Below are 14,256 nucleotides of genomic sequence, written 5' to 3' on the forward strand. Positions count from 1 at the left end.
CGCGAAGGCGGTGGACCAGTCAGCCTCTCCAGCGACTGACGCACCGCTTTCGCGAGCAAGCCCGCTCCCACAGTTTTGATCGTTGTTCGGGCTTGGGAGTCGCGGTGCTGCACTGGCATTTGAGTTGCAGGTACAACCCGGTTCCAACCTTGAAATACATTGCAAAATGTGGGAGCTGGCTTGCCTGCGAAGACGGTGGGTCAGCCACTACCTTCAGCACCTGACACACCCCCTTCGCAAGCAACCCCGCTCCCACATTGTCGATCATTCTCAGGACTTGAGGCCCGAAGTCTACTTGAGACTAGCCTCGACCTTCTGTGCCACATCCTCGGGCAGCCATGCCTTCCACACTTCCGGGTGTTCCTTGAGGAACACCTGCGCAACTTCTCGAGGCGCGGTGTGATTTTCGCTCATGGTTGCCAGGGCTTTGTTCAGCGGGTCAATCGGGAACTCGACCTTCTCGAAAAAGCTGGCAATCTGCGGATGTTCCTTCTGGAATGGCGTGGACACGCCGATACTCAATTTGGAAGCCAGCGAGCGAGTCGGTTTGGGATCAGGGTTGTCCGCATCCGTCAGCGTCTTCCACGCCTCGGCGTCAAACGGTGGCTCTTCCAACTGGATCAGCTTGTAGCGCCCCATCAACGGCGTCGGTGACCAGTAGTAGAACAGCACCGGTTTGCCACGACGAATAGACGAGGCAATCTCGGCATCCAGCGCTGCGCCGGAGCCGCTGCGGAAGTTCACGTAGCTGTCATCCAGGCCGTAGGCCTTGAGTTTCTGCTTGTTGACCACTTCCGAGGTCCAGCCGATGGGGCTGTTGAGAAAGCGTCCCTTGCCCGGGGATTCCGGGTCCTTGAACACGTCCTTGTATTGCGCCAGGTCCTTCACGCTCTTGAGGCCCGGCGCCAGCGGCTTGATACCCTTGGCCGGGTCGCCCTTGACCACGTATTCCGGCACCCACCAGCCTTCGGTGGCTCCTTTGACCGTATCTCCCAGGCCCACCACTTTGCCTTCGGCCTCGGCCTTGACCCACACCGGGCTGCGGCCGGCCCACTCTTCGCCGATGACCTGGATATCATTCTTGGCCAGCGCGGTTTCCAGGGTGATGGTCGTGCCAGGCAAGGTGTCGGTAGGCAAGTCGTAGCCCTTTTCGACAATTACCCGCAGTACTTCGGTAATCAGGCTGCCGCTTTCCCAGTTCAGGTCGGCGAAATGTATCGGCGCCTCGGCTGCGGATACCGGCAACGCCGCCACGGACAGGCCGAGGGTCGTCAGGGATGCAGCCAACAACGTTTTCAATCCTTTCATGCCTTCGCACCTCGCGATAATGCAGCAACCAGCGGGCGGCTTTGCTGACTATGCGCGAAGCCTCTGAATAGTTAAGTCAACTCAACTGTAGTAGAGGTTCCGGGAGACATCGGATGTTCGTGGTATAGGCGGATTACTCACTGGCCTTGAAGGTCACCAGTTCACCCTTGCGCCACTTGGCGGCCTTGCCGGTCACGGCCTTCAGGGTTTTGGTCAAGCCTTCCTGCAGTTGCTCATTCGCGGCAAACACCAGCATCACGCTGTGGCCTTCCTTGAAGACGATGCCCTGGCCGTCGGCCGAAGACACAAAGGCATAGTCGCCCAGGCCATACACCGTCAACTTGATGTCGCGAAACTTCAACTCAAACTTGCCGCCTTCACGACTGGGCAATACTGCCGCGCGGAAATGATCACCCACTTTGAGTTCCAGGCGGGGTTTGTCATCCACCACCATCGCCGCTTCGGTATCGATTTCGGCGATGTAGATGCCTTCCGGCGTCTGTTCAGTGATGTAGACAAAACGGGATTGAAACTGCTTGACCAACTTTGCGCGCAAATCACCCAGCACAAATAACGCGTGCATATCCAGATTACTGACTGCCAAGGAAACGCCCCCACATCGAAAAGAGCGCTGTCCGCCAGAGCGGGCAGCACAAAAAAACGGCCATCACGGCGCGTGCATACAACACATTCACATTGAAAAAACTGAAGAAGATCCCGCTGTCGCGCCATAAGACTAGTACAGACGTACGCGATGGACCTTGTGCAAGGTCATCAGGCACCACAGGAGATCACAGGTTCCACGGCCCGAGAATACGGACCGACCAACTTCAGAAGATAACCCAGTTAAAAATGCAGTTTTCCGACACCCAACACAAAAATACATACCTGGCATGGAACCGCGCGCCAGCTGCCGACGACAATACTAAAACAGCTGCACCGATCAAAACTACTCAAAACGCTGCAGATGGGTCAACCGAATTGATCGAAAGGAACAGTCCATGCAACGACCAACCTACGACACTCTGTCCTCGAACACTCGTTCATCATGCCAGGACGAGGCGCAATACTACCGCTTGCGCGGCTACGACGGGTACTCGGATTCAGTTCTTTACCAAGTGGTACCGGCCGGCCGCAACTTCTTTCATATCCGAGAAGTGCTAAGCGGTCGAATCAGAGGCTTTCGCAGTAACCATATCAAGGCGTGCGAACTGGCCAAAGAGCTCGAGGCCGTCCTGCATCAGCCGCACGGAGGCATCGTTTCGTCACCTTGATGACTTTACTGCGCCGCCGACCCGCAACAACTGCCATACTGGCCCGTCCACTGAACTTTGTCCCTCCGGGCCAGGTTTCACCAGTGCAGTTATCTCCAAGGGAAGGCTATACGTGACGGAATTTGATATCGGCGAATTTTTCATCCATGGCGATGCACGAGAGGTAGACGGTGAGTTTCAAGCGGTGATCGTGATGCGGGCCAAGCCACCGCTGACCACTGTCACCACCCACCAGGTGGAAAAAGACCGCTGGTTCAAAACCGTGGATGCCGCCGCCATTGCTGCCAAGGACGCCGCCAAGGCGCTCAAGAGCGCAGTCGATGCCGGTGCGCTCAACTCCTGAGCAACAAATTCGAACTCCGCCGCGCCACGAACCTCCCATGCATAACGACCACCCTGCATGGAGAACGATATGGACGCGCCAATCCCAACACTTGAAACCCTGTTTGATCAACTGGGCCTGGACTCATCCCCAGAAGCCATCGATACGTTCATTGCCAGCAACCCGTTGCCCGAGGACGTGAAACTGATCGATGCTCCCTTCTGGACGCCCCAGCAAGCGGCATTCCTCAAGGAAGAGCTGCGCGATGACGCCGAATGGGCGATCGCGGTGGATGAGCTGAATCAACGCCTGCATCAACCTCACTAAGGCAGATCAATGCAGGCTGTCGGACTGCTCCAGGCGCAACAGCGCCTGCCAGGCCGCCCTGCATTCCTCGGCTTCATCACGGCTGGCGAACGCCGTGCCGCGCTGCTCACCGTTGAGCAATACCACCCAGCAGGCTTTCTGACCCAGTGCCCGCAGGGTCGGCGGTACGCCACTGCCAATCATCACGGCGACATCGACTTTGGTTTGCATGGAGTTTCTCCGCAACATTAGTTAGCTGGCTAACAATGTTGGCCATGCTACGGTTTTCTTCCAGTAGGAAAAAGCTATCCCCGGAATAGCTCCCTTGCATAAACCGCAATAATCCTCAACGCCCGCCCTTCACGCCCTCGGGTTTATAGCCCAGGCGCAGGCCGCCCCAATGCCGGCCCTTGACCATGATCGGCACCGACAGGTCATGCATCAGCTCACCGGTATCGCGGGTGTAAGTCTGCAGCAAGACTGCCTGCTGATGGCTGCCGCAGCGAATCCCGGTGCGGTCCTCGAATTTCCGCTTGGTGCGATTCTGCACCGCATCCACTTGGACATCGCCGGTCAGCGCCTGGGAAAACGCCTTGTTGTGCGTCGGCACATAGCCTTGCGGCGTGCACGCAATGGCGAATACCAGGCCTTCATGACGTGGCAGCAACGCCTCCTGGATTGCCGGCAACACTTGGTCGGTGTAGCCATCGAAACGGCTGTGGTACTTGCTTGGCTGGGTGTTGGGAATCAGCGTGTAGCTGCGGTCGAACAGGTCATCCAGGCTAATACGGTTCTGCTGCACATCAGCCTCGAATTGCGCGGCAATCCGGCTGGCGCCTTCGCGCGCCAGGTCGTAGATGCGCTGGTGATAGTCATCCAGCCCGACTTCCGCCAACCGTTCGCTGATGGTTTCGGCCTGGCCTTCCATCTGCACGGCGGCCTCGGCCAGTTGACGGGTTTGCTGGTCGCTCACGGCCAGGTCGCTGCGCATCTGTTCCACGGCATGGAACAGGCTGTCGAGCTGGGTGCGGTTGGTGTCGGTGCCCTGGGCGATTTCATTGACCTGGCCTTCGACACTGGCGGCCAGGCTGGCAATGGTGTGCAAGTGCTCGCCAGCATGCTCCACCTGCTCGACGCCGGTGTGCAAATCCGCCGACAGCTGGCGAATCTGTTCTACCACCTGGGCCGTGCGTTGCTGGATATCGGCCACCATCACCCCGACCTCATCAGTCGCCGTCGCCGTGCGACCGGCGAGCCCGCGCACTTCATCGGCCACCACCGCGAACCCGCGCCCGTGTTCACCGGCCCGTGCGGCTTCGATGGCCGCGTTGAGCGCCAGCAGGTTGGTCTGGCTGGCGATGGACTGAATCACCAGGGTCACCCGCTGGATTTCCTCGCTGCGCTGGCTCAAGGCTTCGATCAGCTCGCGGCTGGCATTCGCGCGCTGGCTGAGCTGGTGCATGCGGGTGATCGACTCGGCCAATACTTCCCGGCCTTCAGTGCTGCGTTGATGGGCCTGGCTGGCCGCCCCGAGGGCTTCGCGGCTGAGTTGCGAAGTGAGCTTTTCGGTGCCGATCATCACTTCGGCACTGCTGACAATCTGCTTGGCCGCGCCCAGTTGCGACTGCAGGCGCGCCGCCAGTTGCTTGACCGAATAAGCCACGCCGGCTGCGGAGAGTGCGTTATGGCTGGTGGTGTAGGACAGGTCGCGCGTCAGCTCGCCCATTGCATCGATGGCGTCGGCCGTTGCCACCTGGGGTGTACGTTTTTTCAGGCTCGGCAGCCAGATCACCAGCAGCGCCAATGCCAGGCAGAGGTAGATCGGCAGGCTGGCGAACGTCAGGCCCAGCAGTACCAGCACCAGGGCGGCGCTCTGCAAAAGTGGCGTCAGCCAGCCGGGCAACCCGCGCACCACCGTGTGGGGTGGCACTGCTGCGCCCATCAGAGATCCGTCTCCAGCCATCTTCGTTACCCCACTGCTTGTCGTTATTGTCGCTGCATTAAACGCCACTATCGGGCCATTATCCATGGGCCTTTAGTGGGGTGGCTTGCAGCAGATCAATAGACGGGGCGTAACGGGTCTTTCTCCGGGGAACCGCGCAGGCGATCCCCCGCTTCAACGCATCAGGCTTGGCGCTGGTGCTTGTCGATCTGCTCGTGGCGCTCTTGCGCTTCGATGCAGTACTTGGTGGTCGGGCTGATCAGCAGGCGCTTGAGGCCGATAGGCTCGCCGCTGTCATCACACCAGCCGAAGGAATCTTCCTTGATGCGTTCCAGGGCACGCTCAAGCTGCGGCAGCATGCGCTGGTCGCGGTCAATGGCGTTTACCAGCCAGGTACGCTCTTCTTCTACAGAAGCGGCGTCAGCCGGGTCGGCCGGGGTGTCCAGGCTTTCAATGGCGATACGGTTCTGTTCAATGCGCTCGTGGTGTTCCACTTTCATGTCTTGCAGCAGCTGCTCGAAAAAAGCGTGCTGTTCGGCATTCATGTAGTCATCCGCCGGCATGGCCAGCAACTTTTCCTTTGTCATTGATTTCTCTATAAAAAATACGTGCATTAAGGCGAATAAGGGAGCGTTCCGGAAGGCCTGTGCAGGTCTCGGAAAGGCGCCGTCCATTTCAAGCGCCACCCGGCACTCAATTTACGAGGGGCGGCAGTCTAAGGCCGACTTGAGGGCTCAGCAACTGAAATGACAGGCATTTTTTCCGATATAACCCCAAAAGGCACCAGGACGGGCTTGGCGAATGGTTATCGGAGTGCGTTTATAGCAGGAAATTTCATAAAGCAGCTATAAGCCGCAAGCTGCAAGCGACAAGCTGTAAGGCTCATTCAATTGGCAGCGTGCGACTTATCGCTGGTAAGCGCCGTTCAGCGTTTGAGTTTGCGCTTGTTGCGGTACTGGTCGATCACCACCGCGACCACGATGATCAGGCCCTTGATGATGTCCTGGATGTACGCGTCCACCCCGACAAAGGTAAACCCGCTGGCCATCACCCCGAGGATCAGCGCGCCGATCACGGTGCCGGTGATGCGCCCTACCCCGCCCGCCAGGCTGGTGCCGCCGATCACCGCGGCGGCGATCGCATCCAGCTCATAGGACATGCCCATGCCGGCCTGGCCGGTGGCGGCGCGCGCCGAGGCGACCACGCCAGCCAGGCCTGCGAGCAACCCGGCAATGCTGTAGACGATGATCAGGTGGCGCTTGACGTTGATCCCCGAGGTGCGCGCCGCCTGCATGTTGCCGCCGATGGCGTAGGTGTACTTGCCGTACTTGGTGTAGCGCAGGGCGATATGGAAAATCACCGCCACCACCAGGAAGATAATCACCGGCATCGCCCCGTGACCAATGGCCGTGTACGAATCCGAGAGCATGCTCACCGGCTGGCCTTCGGTGTAGTAACGCGCCAGACCACGGGCCGAGACCATCATGCCGAGGGTGGCAATAAAGGGCGGGATACCGGTGACGGCAATGATACTGCCGTTGATCGCACCCGCCAGCAGCCCCACGCCCAGGCCCATTGCCACCGGAATCCACACCGGCAAATCGGTCAGCGAAGGGAACACCGCGCGGGAAAAGTCGGAAGTCTGCGCCAAACTGGCGGCAATCATCGCCGACAGCGCCAGCACCGAGCCCGAGGACAAGTCGATCCCCGTGGTGATGATCACCTGGGTCACGCCAATCGCGAGCAGACCGATGATCGATACCTGCAGGATCATCAGCACCAGGCGCTGGGAGTTCATCAGGAAGCTTTGGTCACGCACGATCCAGCCGAACAGTTCAAACACCAGGCCGATACCAATCAGCACCAGGAAGATGCTCAGTTCGGTCGGCAGCCGCCGACGATGCTTGGTCGGGACCGTCGCAGGCTTGTTATCTGTTATCGCGTTCATCACCCATCACCTTCTTATTCTGTGGCACGGGCCAACCGCAGGCCCGCGCTGGCTATGCTTCAGTGGACCGCCGTCATACCGGAGGCCAGCTGCATGACTTTTTCCTGGGTCGCCTCGGCGCGGTCCAGGGTGCCCATCAGTTCACCTTCGTGCATCACCATCACCCGGTCGCTCATGCCCAGCACTTCAGGCAGCTCGGAGGAAATCATGATCACCGCCATGCCTTCGCTGGCGAGGAAAGAGATCAAGCGATAAATCTCGGCCTTGGCACCGACGTCGATGCCGCGGGTCGGCTCGTCGAGGATCAACAGCCGTGGTTTGGTCATCAGCCAGCGCGCCAGCAAGGCTTTCTGCTGGTTGCCGCCCGACAGCGTGTCGATGCACTGCTCCAGGGACGGCGTCTTCACCCGCAGCTTCTTGCACATGTCTTCGCACAGCGCACGCAGGGCTTTCTGTTGGATAAAACCGTTGCCCGAATAATGTGGCAGCACGGCCATTTCCATGTTCTCCAGCACCGACAGGCACGGGAACAGGCCACTGAGCTTGCGGTCCTCGGTCAACAGCGCGAAGCCTTTTTCGATGGCCATATGCGGGTCGCTGATGCGCACCGGCTTGCCGTCGAGTTCAATCTGCCCGCCGTCGCTTGGGGTGATGCCGAAAATGGTTTCCGCCACATTGGTGCGGCCCGAGCCCATCAGCCCGGCGATGCCGAGAATCTCGCCGGCATGCAAGTCGAAGGACACGTCCTTGAACACGCCATCCAGGCGCAGGTCGCGCACCGACAGCAGCAGCTCGCCGATGGGCGTCTCGCGCACCGGGAACAGTTGGCTCAGCTCGCGCCCCACCATCATCGAGATCAGGCTGTCGCTGTTCATGCTGTCGGCGCGTTGCAGGCCGATGTACTGGCCGTCGCGGAACACCGCGACTTCATCGGCGATGGCGAACACTTCATTCATTTTATGCGTGATGTAGACGATGCCTTTGCCCTGCGACTTGAGGTCGGCAATGATCGAAAACAGGTGGGCCACTTCCTTCTCGGTAATGGCTGAAGTCGGTTCATCCATGATCAGGATGTCGGAGTCATAGGACACGGCCTTGGCAATCTCGACCATCTGCCGTTCGGCGATGCTCAGGTTGCCCACCTGTTCCTCAGGGTCCAGGTTGATGCGCAGACGCGCCAGCAACTCGGCGGTGCAGCGGTGCATTTCGCGGTGGTTGACCAAGTGCAGGCTGTTGAGCTGCTCGCGGCCGATCCAGATGTTTTCGGCGATGCTCATGTGCGGCATCAGGTTGAGTTCCTGGTGGATCATCGCGATCCCCGCCTTCTGCGCCGCCAGCGGTGTTTCAAACACGATCGGCTTGCCACGCAGGCGGATTTCCCCGGCGTCGGGCTGGTAGATGCCGGCGATGATCTTCATCAACGTCGACTTGCCCGCACCGTTCTCGCCCATCAGCGCCAGCACCGAACCTGGGCGGACGCGCAATTGCACATCGGCCAGGGCCACGACGCCGGGAAAGCCTTTGCTGATATTGAGGATTTCCAGCAGGTAGGGTTCTTCCGGCAGCAGGGGCTGGAGACCGGGCGGCTGCACGACAGTGGCTTGAGCAAGCATAGGGAGGTACTCCATCTGCAGGGCGGCCAACGCCGCCCTGCCGGCTTATTGTTGTTATGTCAGGGCTACTTGAAGTCTTTGACGTTGTCCGGGGTGATCAGCTGGAACGGGATCACCACGTTCTGCTCGATCGGCTCGTTCCTGGCCATCTTGCGCGCCGTCTCCACCGACTTATCCGCCTGGCCCTTGGCATCCTGGAAGGCCGACACGGTCATGTCACCCTTGGTGATCGCATTCAAACCGTCCGGCGTGCCGTCGACACCGGCGATCAACACGCCCTTCTTACCCGCCGACTTCAAGGCCATGGCTGCGCCGATCGCCATCTCATCGTTGTTCGACAGCACCGCCTGGAAGTCGCGGCCCTGGGTCAGCCAGTCGTTGACCAGGGTCATGCCCTTGTCACGCAGCCAGATCCCGGTCTGCTCCTGTTCGACCTTGATGCCCGGGTACTTGGTCAGGACCTCCTTCACGCCCTTGGTACGGTTGGTGGTGGAGTTGTTCGCCAGGTCACCCAGCAGGATCACAATGTTGCCCTTGCCGCCGAGTTTTTCCGCGATGTACTGCATCTGCAGCTTGCCGGCCTCGACGTCGTCGGAGGTCACTGCCGCGACACCTGGGGCCAACGTTGGGCTGTCAGGGCGGCGATTGACGAACACCAGCGGGATTTTCGCCGCCGTGGCGGCCTTGATGATGTTGCCGGTCGAGGCGGTGTCGACCGGGTTGACGATGATCGCGTCGACTTTCTGGCTGATAAAGTTCTCGACCTGGCTCAGTTGCTTGACCACGTCGGCACGGGCGTCTTCGAATTGCAGCTGCACGCCGTCACCCTTGGGGTAGGACTTGGCTTGCTTGTCCATGTCCTCGCGCAGGTACGTCAGGAAGGTGTCATCGAACGCCGACATGCTCACGCCCACCTTGATATCGGCAGCGCTGGCGAAACCACTGGCAAGCAGCATGGACAAGGCCAGCGCGGTATAACGGATCGGGGTCTTCATGAACGGTCTGTCTCCACTTTCTTGTTGGTTTTTTGGACGTTGCGTTTATCAGAGCGAGGATGACGGCAATCGAACGATCGGTGCACCCGGAATGCAGCAGACCAGCGCGCCTTTGTTCTCGACGCACAGCACATTGAGGAAGGAGAAGTAAAACGGCCGGGCGCGGGGCAGGCCGCGTGACGTGTGGGCAGGGCGTAAAACTCGCAGTACAGCGTTGAAGATTTTCATCTGACGGTACCTGGTTGTTTTTGATCTTGTTTTTGTCGAGTCGTCCGAAGCGGGTTCGAGACGTACTTTATGCAACCTGGAAAAGACTTTATTGGAAAATAATTTCCATATCAACCTGTTTTAGAATTTTATTCTATTTTTGTTGAAACCACCTGCTGGCGCTCGGCGCTCAGGCGTGCAGCGTCCAATATACGGGTGGTTTCCAGCGCGTCATAGGCATCCACCGGCAATGGCCCCTGCCCTTGCACGGCGGCTTGCAACTGGCGATAAAACTGCGTCCAGCAGCCCTTCTCCGAGGGCACGCGCTCGCGCTCCTCACCCTGCTCGAACCAGCCCCAGCGCCGATGCTCCTCGGCGCCCCAGTGCTCGCCTTCGGTCTTCGGCGATTTGCCCGCCATCAGCGCTTCTTCCTGGCCGTCCAGGCCTTCGACGGTGTAGCAGCCCAACGTCCCGCTGACGCGAAAGCGCGGGGCCTGGCTGTTTTGCAGGGCGTTGCCCCACAGGTGGGAAACCACGCCATTGGCATGGGTCAGGGACACGAAGAAACCGTGGTCGAGACTGGGATATTCCGGGCTGAACTGCAATTGCGCGAAGACCCGATCCACCGGGCCGAACAACTGCAATGCCTGGTCCACCAGATGGCTGCCGAGGTCACGTAGCCAGCCGCCCCCGCTGGCGTTGCCGACTGCCTGCGGGCTGTAGCGTTCGACGCGGGATTCGAAGCGGGTGATCGCGCCCAGGGCGCCGGCGTCGATCAGCTTGCGCAGGGTCAGGTAGTCCGAGTCCCAACGCCGGTTCTGATAGACGCTGAGCAGCACGTCCTGGCGCTCGGCGGCGGTGATCAGCGCCTGGGCCTGCTCGGCATTGCTGGCAAAGGGTTTGTCGCTGACCACCGCGACACCGTGTTCGATGGCTTCGAGCACCAGCGCTGGGCGGCCTTTGAGGGTGGTGGAAATCACCAGCGCGTCGACACCGGCTTCGACGATCTGGCCGATGCTGTCGAAGGCCTTCACACCTGGAAGGTCAGTGCTCAATTGCTGGCGGCGCTCGGGTGAGCGCGTCACCACGCCGACAAAGGTGGCGCCTGGCAGCGTGGCAATCAGCGGCGCATGAAAGAAGCGCCCTCCATGGCCGTAGCCGACTAGTCCGATTCGCATGATCAACTCCTTGATTGAAGTGCAAACCCAATCAACTGTGGGAGGGGGCTTGCCCCCTCCCACATTGACCGAGTGTTAGCCGTAGAACGCAGGGCGATCCGGCAGGCTGACCTTGACGATCTGCTCACTGCCCTGGGCCTCGATACACGCATCAGCCGCCACGGCGGCGGCAAAACCATCCCACGCCGACGGGCCGCCGACGTGTCCCGCCCGCACGCTGTCGATAAAGGCCTGCAACTCGACGTCATACGCGCCGATAAACCGGTCCTTCCAATCCATCAGAATCGCATTCGACAGCTTGGCACCGCTGCGCAGCTGTACCTGGGACGGCTCCGGCAATTTGGCGATACCGGTCTCCCCCACCACTTCGCACTGGATGTCGTAGCCGTACTGGCAGTTGACGAACACTTCGACGTCGATGCGCGTGCCCTTGACCGTCTCCAGCAACACGATCTGCGGGTCGCGCAGGTGGGCCAGGGCCTTGCTGGTCTTGCGTGGGAACACCACTTGGACCGACACGTAGTCGTCGTTGAGCAACCAGCGCAACACATCCAGCTCATGGATCAAGGTGTCGGTAATCGCCATGTCGGTCTTGTAGTTCTCGCCCACCGTCGGGTTGCGGTGCGCGCAATGCAGCATCAACGGCTCACCGATCTGGCCGCTGTCGATCACGGCTTTAAGGGCGCGGTAGCCTTCGTCATACGGGCGCATGAAGCCGACTTGCACCAGGCGTTTGCCGTAGGCGACTTCGGCATCGACGATCTTGCGGCAGCCTTCGGCAGTCACCGCCAGCGGTTTTTCGCAGAACACCGGCTTGCCGGCGGCGATGGCGGCGAGCACAAACGCTTCGTGGCTCGGGCCCCAGGAGGTCACCAGCACCGCCTCGACCTGCGGCGAGTTGATCAACGCAAGGCCGTCCGGATACACCTCGGCGGTAAGCTTCAGGTCCGCGACCACCTTGGCGGCCTGCTCCAGGTTGATGTCGGTCACCGCCACCACCTGGCTATTGAGCAGGGTCTGGCTGCAACGGCGAATATGGTCGCGGCCAATGGCGCCGGTACCGATCACTCCAAGCTTCAAAGACATGCAAACACTCCTCTTGTTATTAGTACTGCCGGGCCTTCGCCAGGTGTTCATTGAGTTTTTTCGCCGCCGCGTTCGTGCGTTCGCTGGTCGACACCTGCGCCACGCCGACGCGCCACCACGACAGGTAGCCGTGGACCATGGTCTTGGGCAGGACCTTGATATCGATCAGTGTCGACACGCTCTGCGTGCGGGCATCGGCCAGGGCCGCTTCCAGTTGTTCGACGCTGCTGACCTTGTAGGTCTTGCAGCCATAGGCCGCCGCGCTCATGGCGAAATCCACCGGCACCAGGCCGCCATCGAGCTTGCCGCTCTCGGGGTTGCGGTAGCGGAATTCGGTGCCGAAGCTGTCCATGCCATTGCCGATCTGCAGGTTGTTGATGCACCCGAACGCCATGTTGTCGAGCAGCACCACATTGATCTTGCGCCGTTCCTGAATCGAGGTGGCCAACTCCGAGTGCAGCATCATGTAGGAGCCATCGCCGACCAGCGCATACACCTCTTTGCTCGGCTCGGCCAGTTTCACCCCCAGGGCTGCGTTGATCTCGTAGCCCATGCACGAGTAGCCGTATTCGACGTGATAGGTGTTCACACCCTTGCTGCGCCAGGCGCGCTGCAGGTCACCGGGCAGGCTGCCGGCGGCGGCGACGATGATCGCATCGTCGGCCAGGTGCTGGTTGAGCACGCCGAGCACGCGGCTCTGGGTCAGGCATGAGCCGGTCAGCTCGATAAACTCGCGCAGCACGGCGCGGTCCAGGTGGTCATCCACTTCGGGCACGAAGTCGTCGCCCTGGTATTCGACCTGGTGCACACGATCGACTTCGGCGTCCAGCTGGGCCTTGGCGTCGCGCACCTGCTCGCCCCAGCCGGAACGGTAATCACCGAGGGCCTGGGCCAGGGCTTCGAGGCCGACCTTGGCGTCGGCCAGCACTTGCACGCCGTCGAGTTTCACCGCGTCGCAAGGGCTGATATTGAGGTTGAGAAACTTCACGTCGGCATGCTTGAACAGCGACTTCGACGAAGTGGTGAAGTCGGTGTAACGGGTGCCGATGCCGATGATCAGGTCCGCCTCGGGCGCCAGCAGGTTGGCGGCCAGGCAGCCGGTTTCACCGATGCCGCCGACGTTCAGCGGATGGCTGGAGACCACCGCGCTCTTGCCGGCCTGGGTTTCGGCGAAGGGAATGTCAAAGCGTTCGGCAAACGCCTGCAGCGCGGCATTCGCGCCGGAATACTTGACCCCGCCCCCGCAGATGATCAGCGGTTTGCGTTTGCCCCGGAAAGCCGCCAGCGCATCGCCGATCATCGCCGTGGTCGCCGAACGGCGGTCGATACGGTGCACGCGTTTGTGCAGGAAATAATCCGGATAATCCCAGGCTTCAGCCTGCACATCCTGCGGCAAGGCCAGGGTGACCGCGCCGGTTTCCGCCGGGTCGGTGAGCACGCGCATGGCATGGATCGCCGCGGTCATCAGCTGCTCTGGGCGGTTGATGCGGTCCCAGTATTTGCTCACCGAACGGAAGGCATCGTTGGTGCTGATGCTCAGGTCGTGGAATTGCTCGATCTGTTGCAGCACCGGGTCGGGCTGGCGGCTGGCGTAGACATCGCCGGGCAACAGCAGCAGCGGGATGCGGTTGGCCGTGGCGGTCGCGGCGGCGGTCAGCATGTTTGCCGCGCCCGGCCCGACGGACGCGGTGCACGCGTAGATCTTGCGACGCAGGTGCTGCTTGGCGAACCCGATGGCGGCGTGGGCCATACCTTGCTCGTTGCGGCCCTGGTGCACCACCAGGTCACCGCTGTCCTGCTCCAGCGCCTGGCCGAGGCCCAGCACATTGCCGTGGCCGAAAATCGTGAACACGCCGGCCACGAACTTGCTCTGTACGCCATCGACTTCGATGTATTGATTATCCAGAAACTTCACCAGGGCCTGGGCCATGGTCAATCGTGTTGTACTCATGTTCGCACCTTGTGTGAATGCAAATCTGTCGATCAACAGTGATCCAATGTGGGAGCGGGCTTGCTCGTGAATGCGGTGTGCCAGATACACAATCCTTGACTGATACACCGCGTTCGCGAGCAAGCC

At 60.5% G+C, this 14,256-nt stretch carries 15 protein-coding genes; 3 read left to right on the top strand and 12 right to left on the bottom strand.

The annotated features are described in order from the left end of the window. Positions 1-291 precede the first annotated feature (291 nt). Entirely contained in the window at positions 292-1,308 is a 1,017-nt protein-coding gene (locus QMX97_RS28615; RefSeq protein ID WP_065906315.1) for an ABC transporter substrate-binding protein, read from the bottom strand. 133 nt (positions 1,309-1,441) lie between these two features. Continuing rightward, positions 1,442-1,891 carry a hypothetical protein gene (locus QMX97_RS28620; protein ID WP_065906313.1) on the bottom strand — a complete coding sequence of 150 codons (450 nt, stop codon included), beginning with the start codon at positions 1,889-1,891 and terminating at the stop codon, positions 1,442-1,444. Between the two features lie 418 nt (positions 1,892-2,309). Here QMX97_RS28620 and QMX97_RS28625 point away from each other — a divergent pair, with 418 nt between their 5' ends. From QMX97_RS28625 to QMX97_RS28635, 3 genes are all read left to right on the top strand, one after another. Next, the gene (locus QMX97_RS28625) at positions 2,310-2,582 is read left to right on the top strand and encodes a hypothetical protein (RefSeq protein WP_083221447.1); all 273 of its coding nucleotides are present in this window, start codon (positions 2,310-2,312) and stop codon (positions 2,580-2,582) included. A 112-nt stretch (positions 2,583-2,694) separates the two neighbouring features. Further along, on the top strand, positions 2,695-2,925 hold the full coding sequence (locus QMX97_RS28630; RefSeq protein ID WP_034104424.1) for a hypothetical protein: 231 nt from the start codon (positions 2,695-2,697) through the stop codon (positions 2,923-2,925). Between the two features lie 69 nt (positions 2,926-2,994). Beyond that, positions 2,995-3,231, top strand: coding sequence for a DUF2789 domain-containing protein (locus QMX97_RS28635; protein WP_065906311.1), 237 nt, complete (start codon positions 2,995-2,997; stop codon positions 3,229-3,231). A gap of 6 nt (positions 3,232-3,237) precedes the next feature. Here QMX97_RS28635 and QMX97_RS28640 read toward each other — a convergent pair whose 3' ends face one another. From QMX97_RS28640 to iolD, 10 genes are all read right to left on the bottom strand, one after another. Next, complete coding sequence (locus tag QMX97_RS28640; RefSeq protein ID WP_065906309.1) at positions 3,238-3,441, bottom strand: hypothetical protein; 204 nt, start codon at positions 3,439-3,441, stop codon at positions 3,238-3,240. Between the two features lie 115 nt (positions 3,442-3,556). Continuing rightward, complete coding sequence (locus QMX97_RS28645; protein ID WP_106804218.1) at positions 3,557-5,152, bottom strand: methyl-accepting chemotaxis protein; 1,596 nt, start codon at positions 5,150-5,152, stop codon at positions 3,557-3,559. Positions 5,153-5,334: 182 nt separating this feature from the next. After that, positions 5,335-5,739: a TraR/DksA C4-type zinc finger protein gene (locus tag QMX97_RS28650; protein WP_010564800.1), complete on the bottom strand. Its 405-nt coding sequence runs from the start codon at positions 5,737-5,739 to the stop codon at positions 5,335-5,337. Between the two features lie 338 nt (positions 5,740-6,077). Further along, complete coding sequence (locus QMX97_RS28655) at positions 6,078-7,100, bottom strand: ABC transporter permease (protein ID WP_065906306.1); 1,023 nt, start codon at positions 7,098-7,100, stop codon at positions 6,078-6,080. Between the two features lie 59 nt (positions 7,101-7,159). After that, positions 7,160-8,713 carry a sugar ABC transporter ATP-binding protein gene (locus QMX97_RS28660; RefSeq protein WP_282398014.1) on the bottom strand — a complete coding sequence of 518 codons (1,554 nt, stop codon included), beginning with the start codon at positions 8,711-8,713 and terminating at the stop codon, positions 7,160-7,162. 65 nt (positions 8,714-8,778) lie between these two features. Beyond that, positions 8,779-9,708, bottom strand: a complete 930-nt coding sequence (locus QMX97_RS28665; protein WP_065906304.1) for a sugar ABC transporter substrate-binding protein — start codon at positions 9,706-9,708, stop codon at positions 8,779-8,781. 48 nt (positions 9,709-9,756) lie between these two features. Continuing rightward, complete coding sequence (locus tag QMX97_RS28670; protein WP_282398015.1) at positions 9,757-9,936, bottom strand: hypothetical protein; 180 nt, start codon at positions 9,934-9,936, stop codon at positions 9,757-9,759. Between the two features lie 128 nt (positions 9,937-10,064). Further along, positions 10,065-11,093: a Gfo/Idh/MocA family oxidoreductase gene (locus QMX97_RS28675; protein ID WP_282398016.1), complete on the bottom strand. Its 1,029-nt coding sequence runs from the start codon at positions 11,091-11,093 to the stop codon at positions 10,065-10,067. Positions 11,094-11,168: 75 nt separating this feature from the next. After that, a complete protein-coding gene (locus QMX97_RS28680; RefSeq protein WP_065906293.1) occupies positions 11,169-12,179 on the bottom strand; it encodes a Gfo/Idh/MocA family oxidoreductase in 1,011 nt (336 codons plus the stop codon). 19 nt (positions 12,180-12,198) lie between these two features. Next, positions 12,199-14,130, bottom strand: coding sequence for a 3D-(3,5/4)-trihydroxycyclohexane-1,2-dione acylhydrolase (decyclizing) (gene iolD / locus QMX97_RS28685; protein WP_282398017.1), 1,932 nt, complete (start codon positions 14,128-14,130; stop codon positions 12,199-12,201). Between the last annotated feature and the right edge of the window lie 126 nt (positions 14,131-14,256).

It is taken from the genome of Pseudomonas sp. PS01298 (assembly GCF_029959745.1).
GTDB lineage: Bacteria > Pseudomonadota > Gammaproteobacteria > Pseudomonadales > Pseudomonadaceae > Aquipseudomonas > Aquipseudomonas aylmerensis.

Bases quoted from the DNA above. Each gene is read 5' to 3' on its own strand.
- QMX97_RS28660 (WP_282398014.1), bottom strand. From the start codon at position 8,713: ATGCTTGCTCAAGCCACTGTCGTGCAGCCGCCCGGTCTCCAGCCCCTG.
- QMX97_RS28665 (WP_065906304.1), bottom strand. From the start codon at position 9,708: ATGAAGACCCCGATCCGTTATACCGCGCTGGCCTTGTCCATGCTGCTT.
- QMX97_RS28675 (WP_282398016.1), bottom strand. From the start codon at position 11,093: ATGCGAATCGGACTAGTCGGCTACGGCCATGGAGGGCGCTTCTTTCAT.
- QMX97_RS28670 (WP_282398015.1), bottom strand. From the start codon at position 9,936: ATGAAAATCTTCAACGCTGTACTGCGAGTTTTACGCCCTGCCCACACG.
- QMX97_RS28650 (WP_010564800.1), bottom strand. From the start codon at position 5,739: ATGACAAAGGAAAAGTTGCTGGCCATGCCGGCGGATGACTACATGAAT.
- QMX97_RS28620 (WP_065906313.1), bottom strand. From the start codon at position 1,891: ATGCACGCGTTATTTGTGCTGGGTGATTTGCGCGCAAAGTTGGTCAAG.
- iolD (WP_282398017.1), bottom strand. From the start codon at position 14,130: ATGAGTACAACACGATTGACCATGGCCCAGGCCCTGGTGAAGTTTCTG.
- QMX97_RS28680 (WP_065906293.1), bottom strand. From the start codon at position 12,179: ATGTCTTTGAAGCTTGGAGTGATCGGTACCGGCGCCATTGGCCGCGAC.
- QMX97_RS28615 (WP_065906315.1), bottom strand. From the start codon at position 1,308: ATGAAAGGATTGAAAACGTTGTTGGCTGCATCCCTGACGACCCTCGGC.
- QMX97_RS28625 (WP_083221447.1), top strand. From the start codon at position 2,310: ATGCAACGACCAACCTACGACACTCTGTCCTCGAACACTCGTTCATCA.
- QMX97_RS28645 (WP_106804218.1), bottom strand. From the start codon at position 5,152: ATGGGCGCAGCAGTGCCACCCCACACGGTGGTGCGCGGGTTGCCCGGC.
- QMX97_RS28635 (WP_065906311.1), top strand. From the start codon at position 2,995: ATGGACGCGCCAATCCCAACACTTGAAACCCTGTTTGATCAACTGGGC.
- QMX97_RS28640 (WP_065906309.1), bottom strand. From the start codon at position 3,441: ATGCAAACCAAAGTCGATGTCGCCGTGATGATTGGCAGTGGCGTACCG.
- QMX97_RS28655 (WP_065906306.1), bottom strand. From the start codon at position 7,100: ATGAACGCGATAACAGATAACAAGCCTGCGACGGTCCCGACCAAGCAT.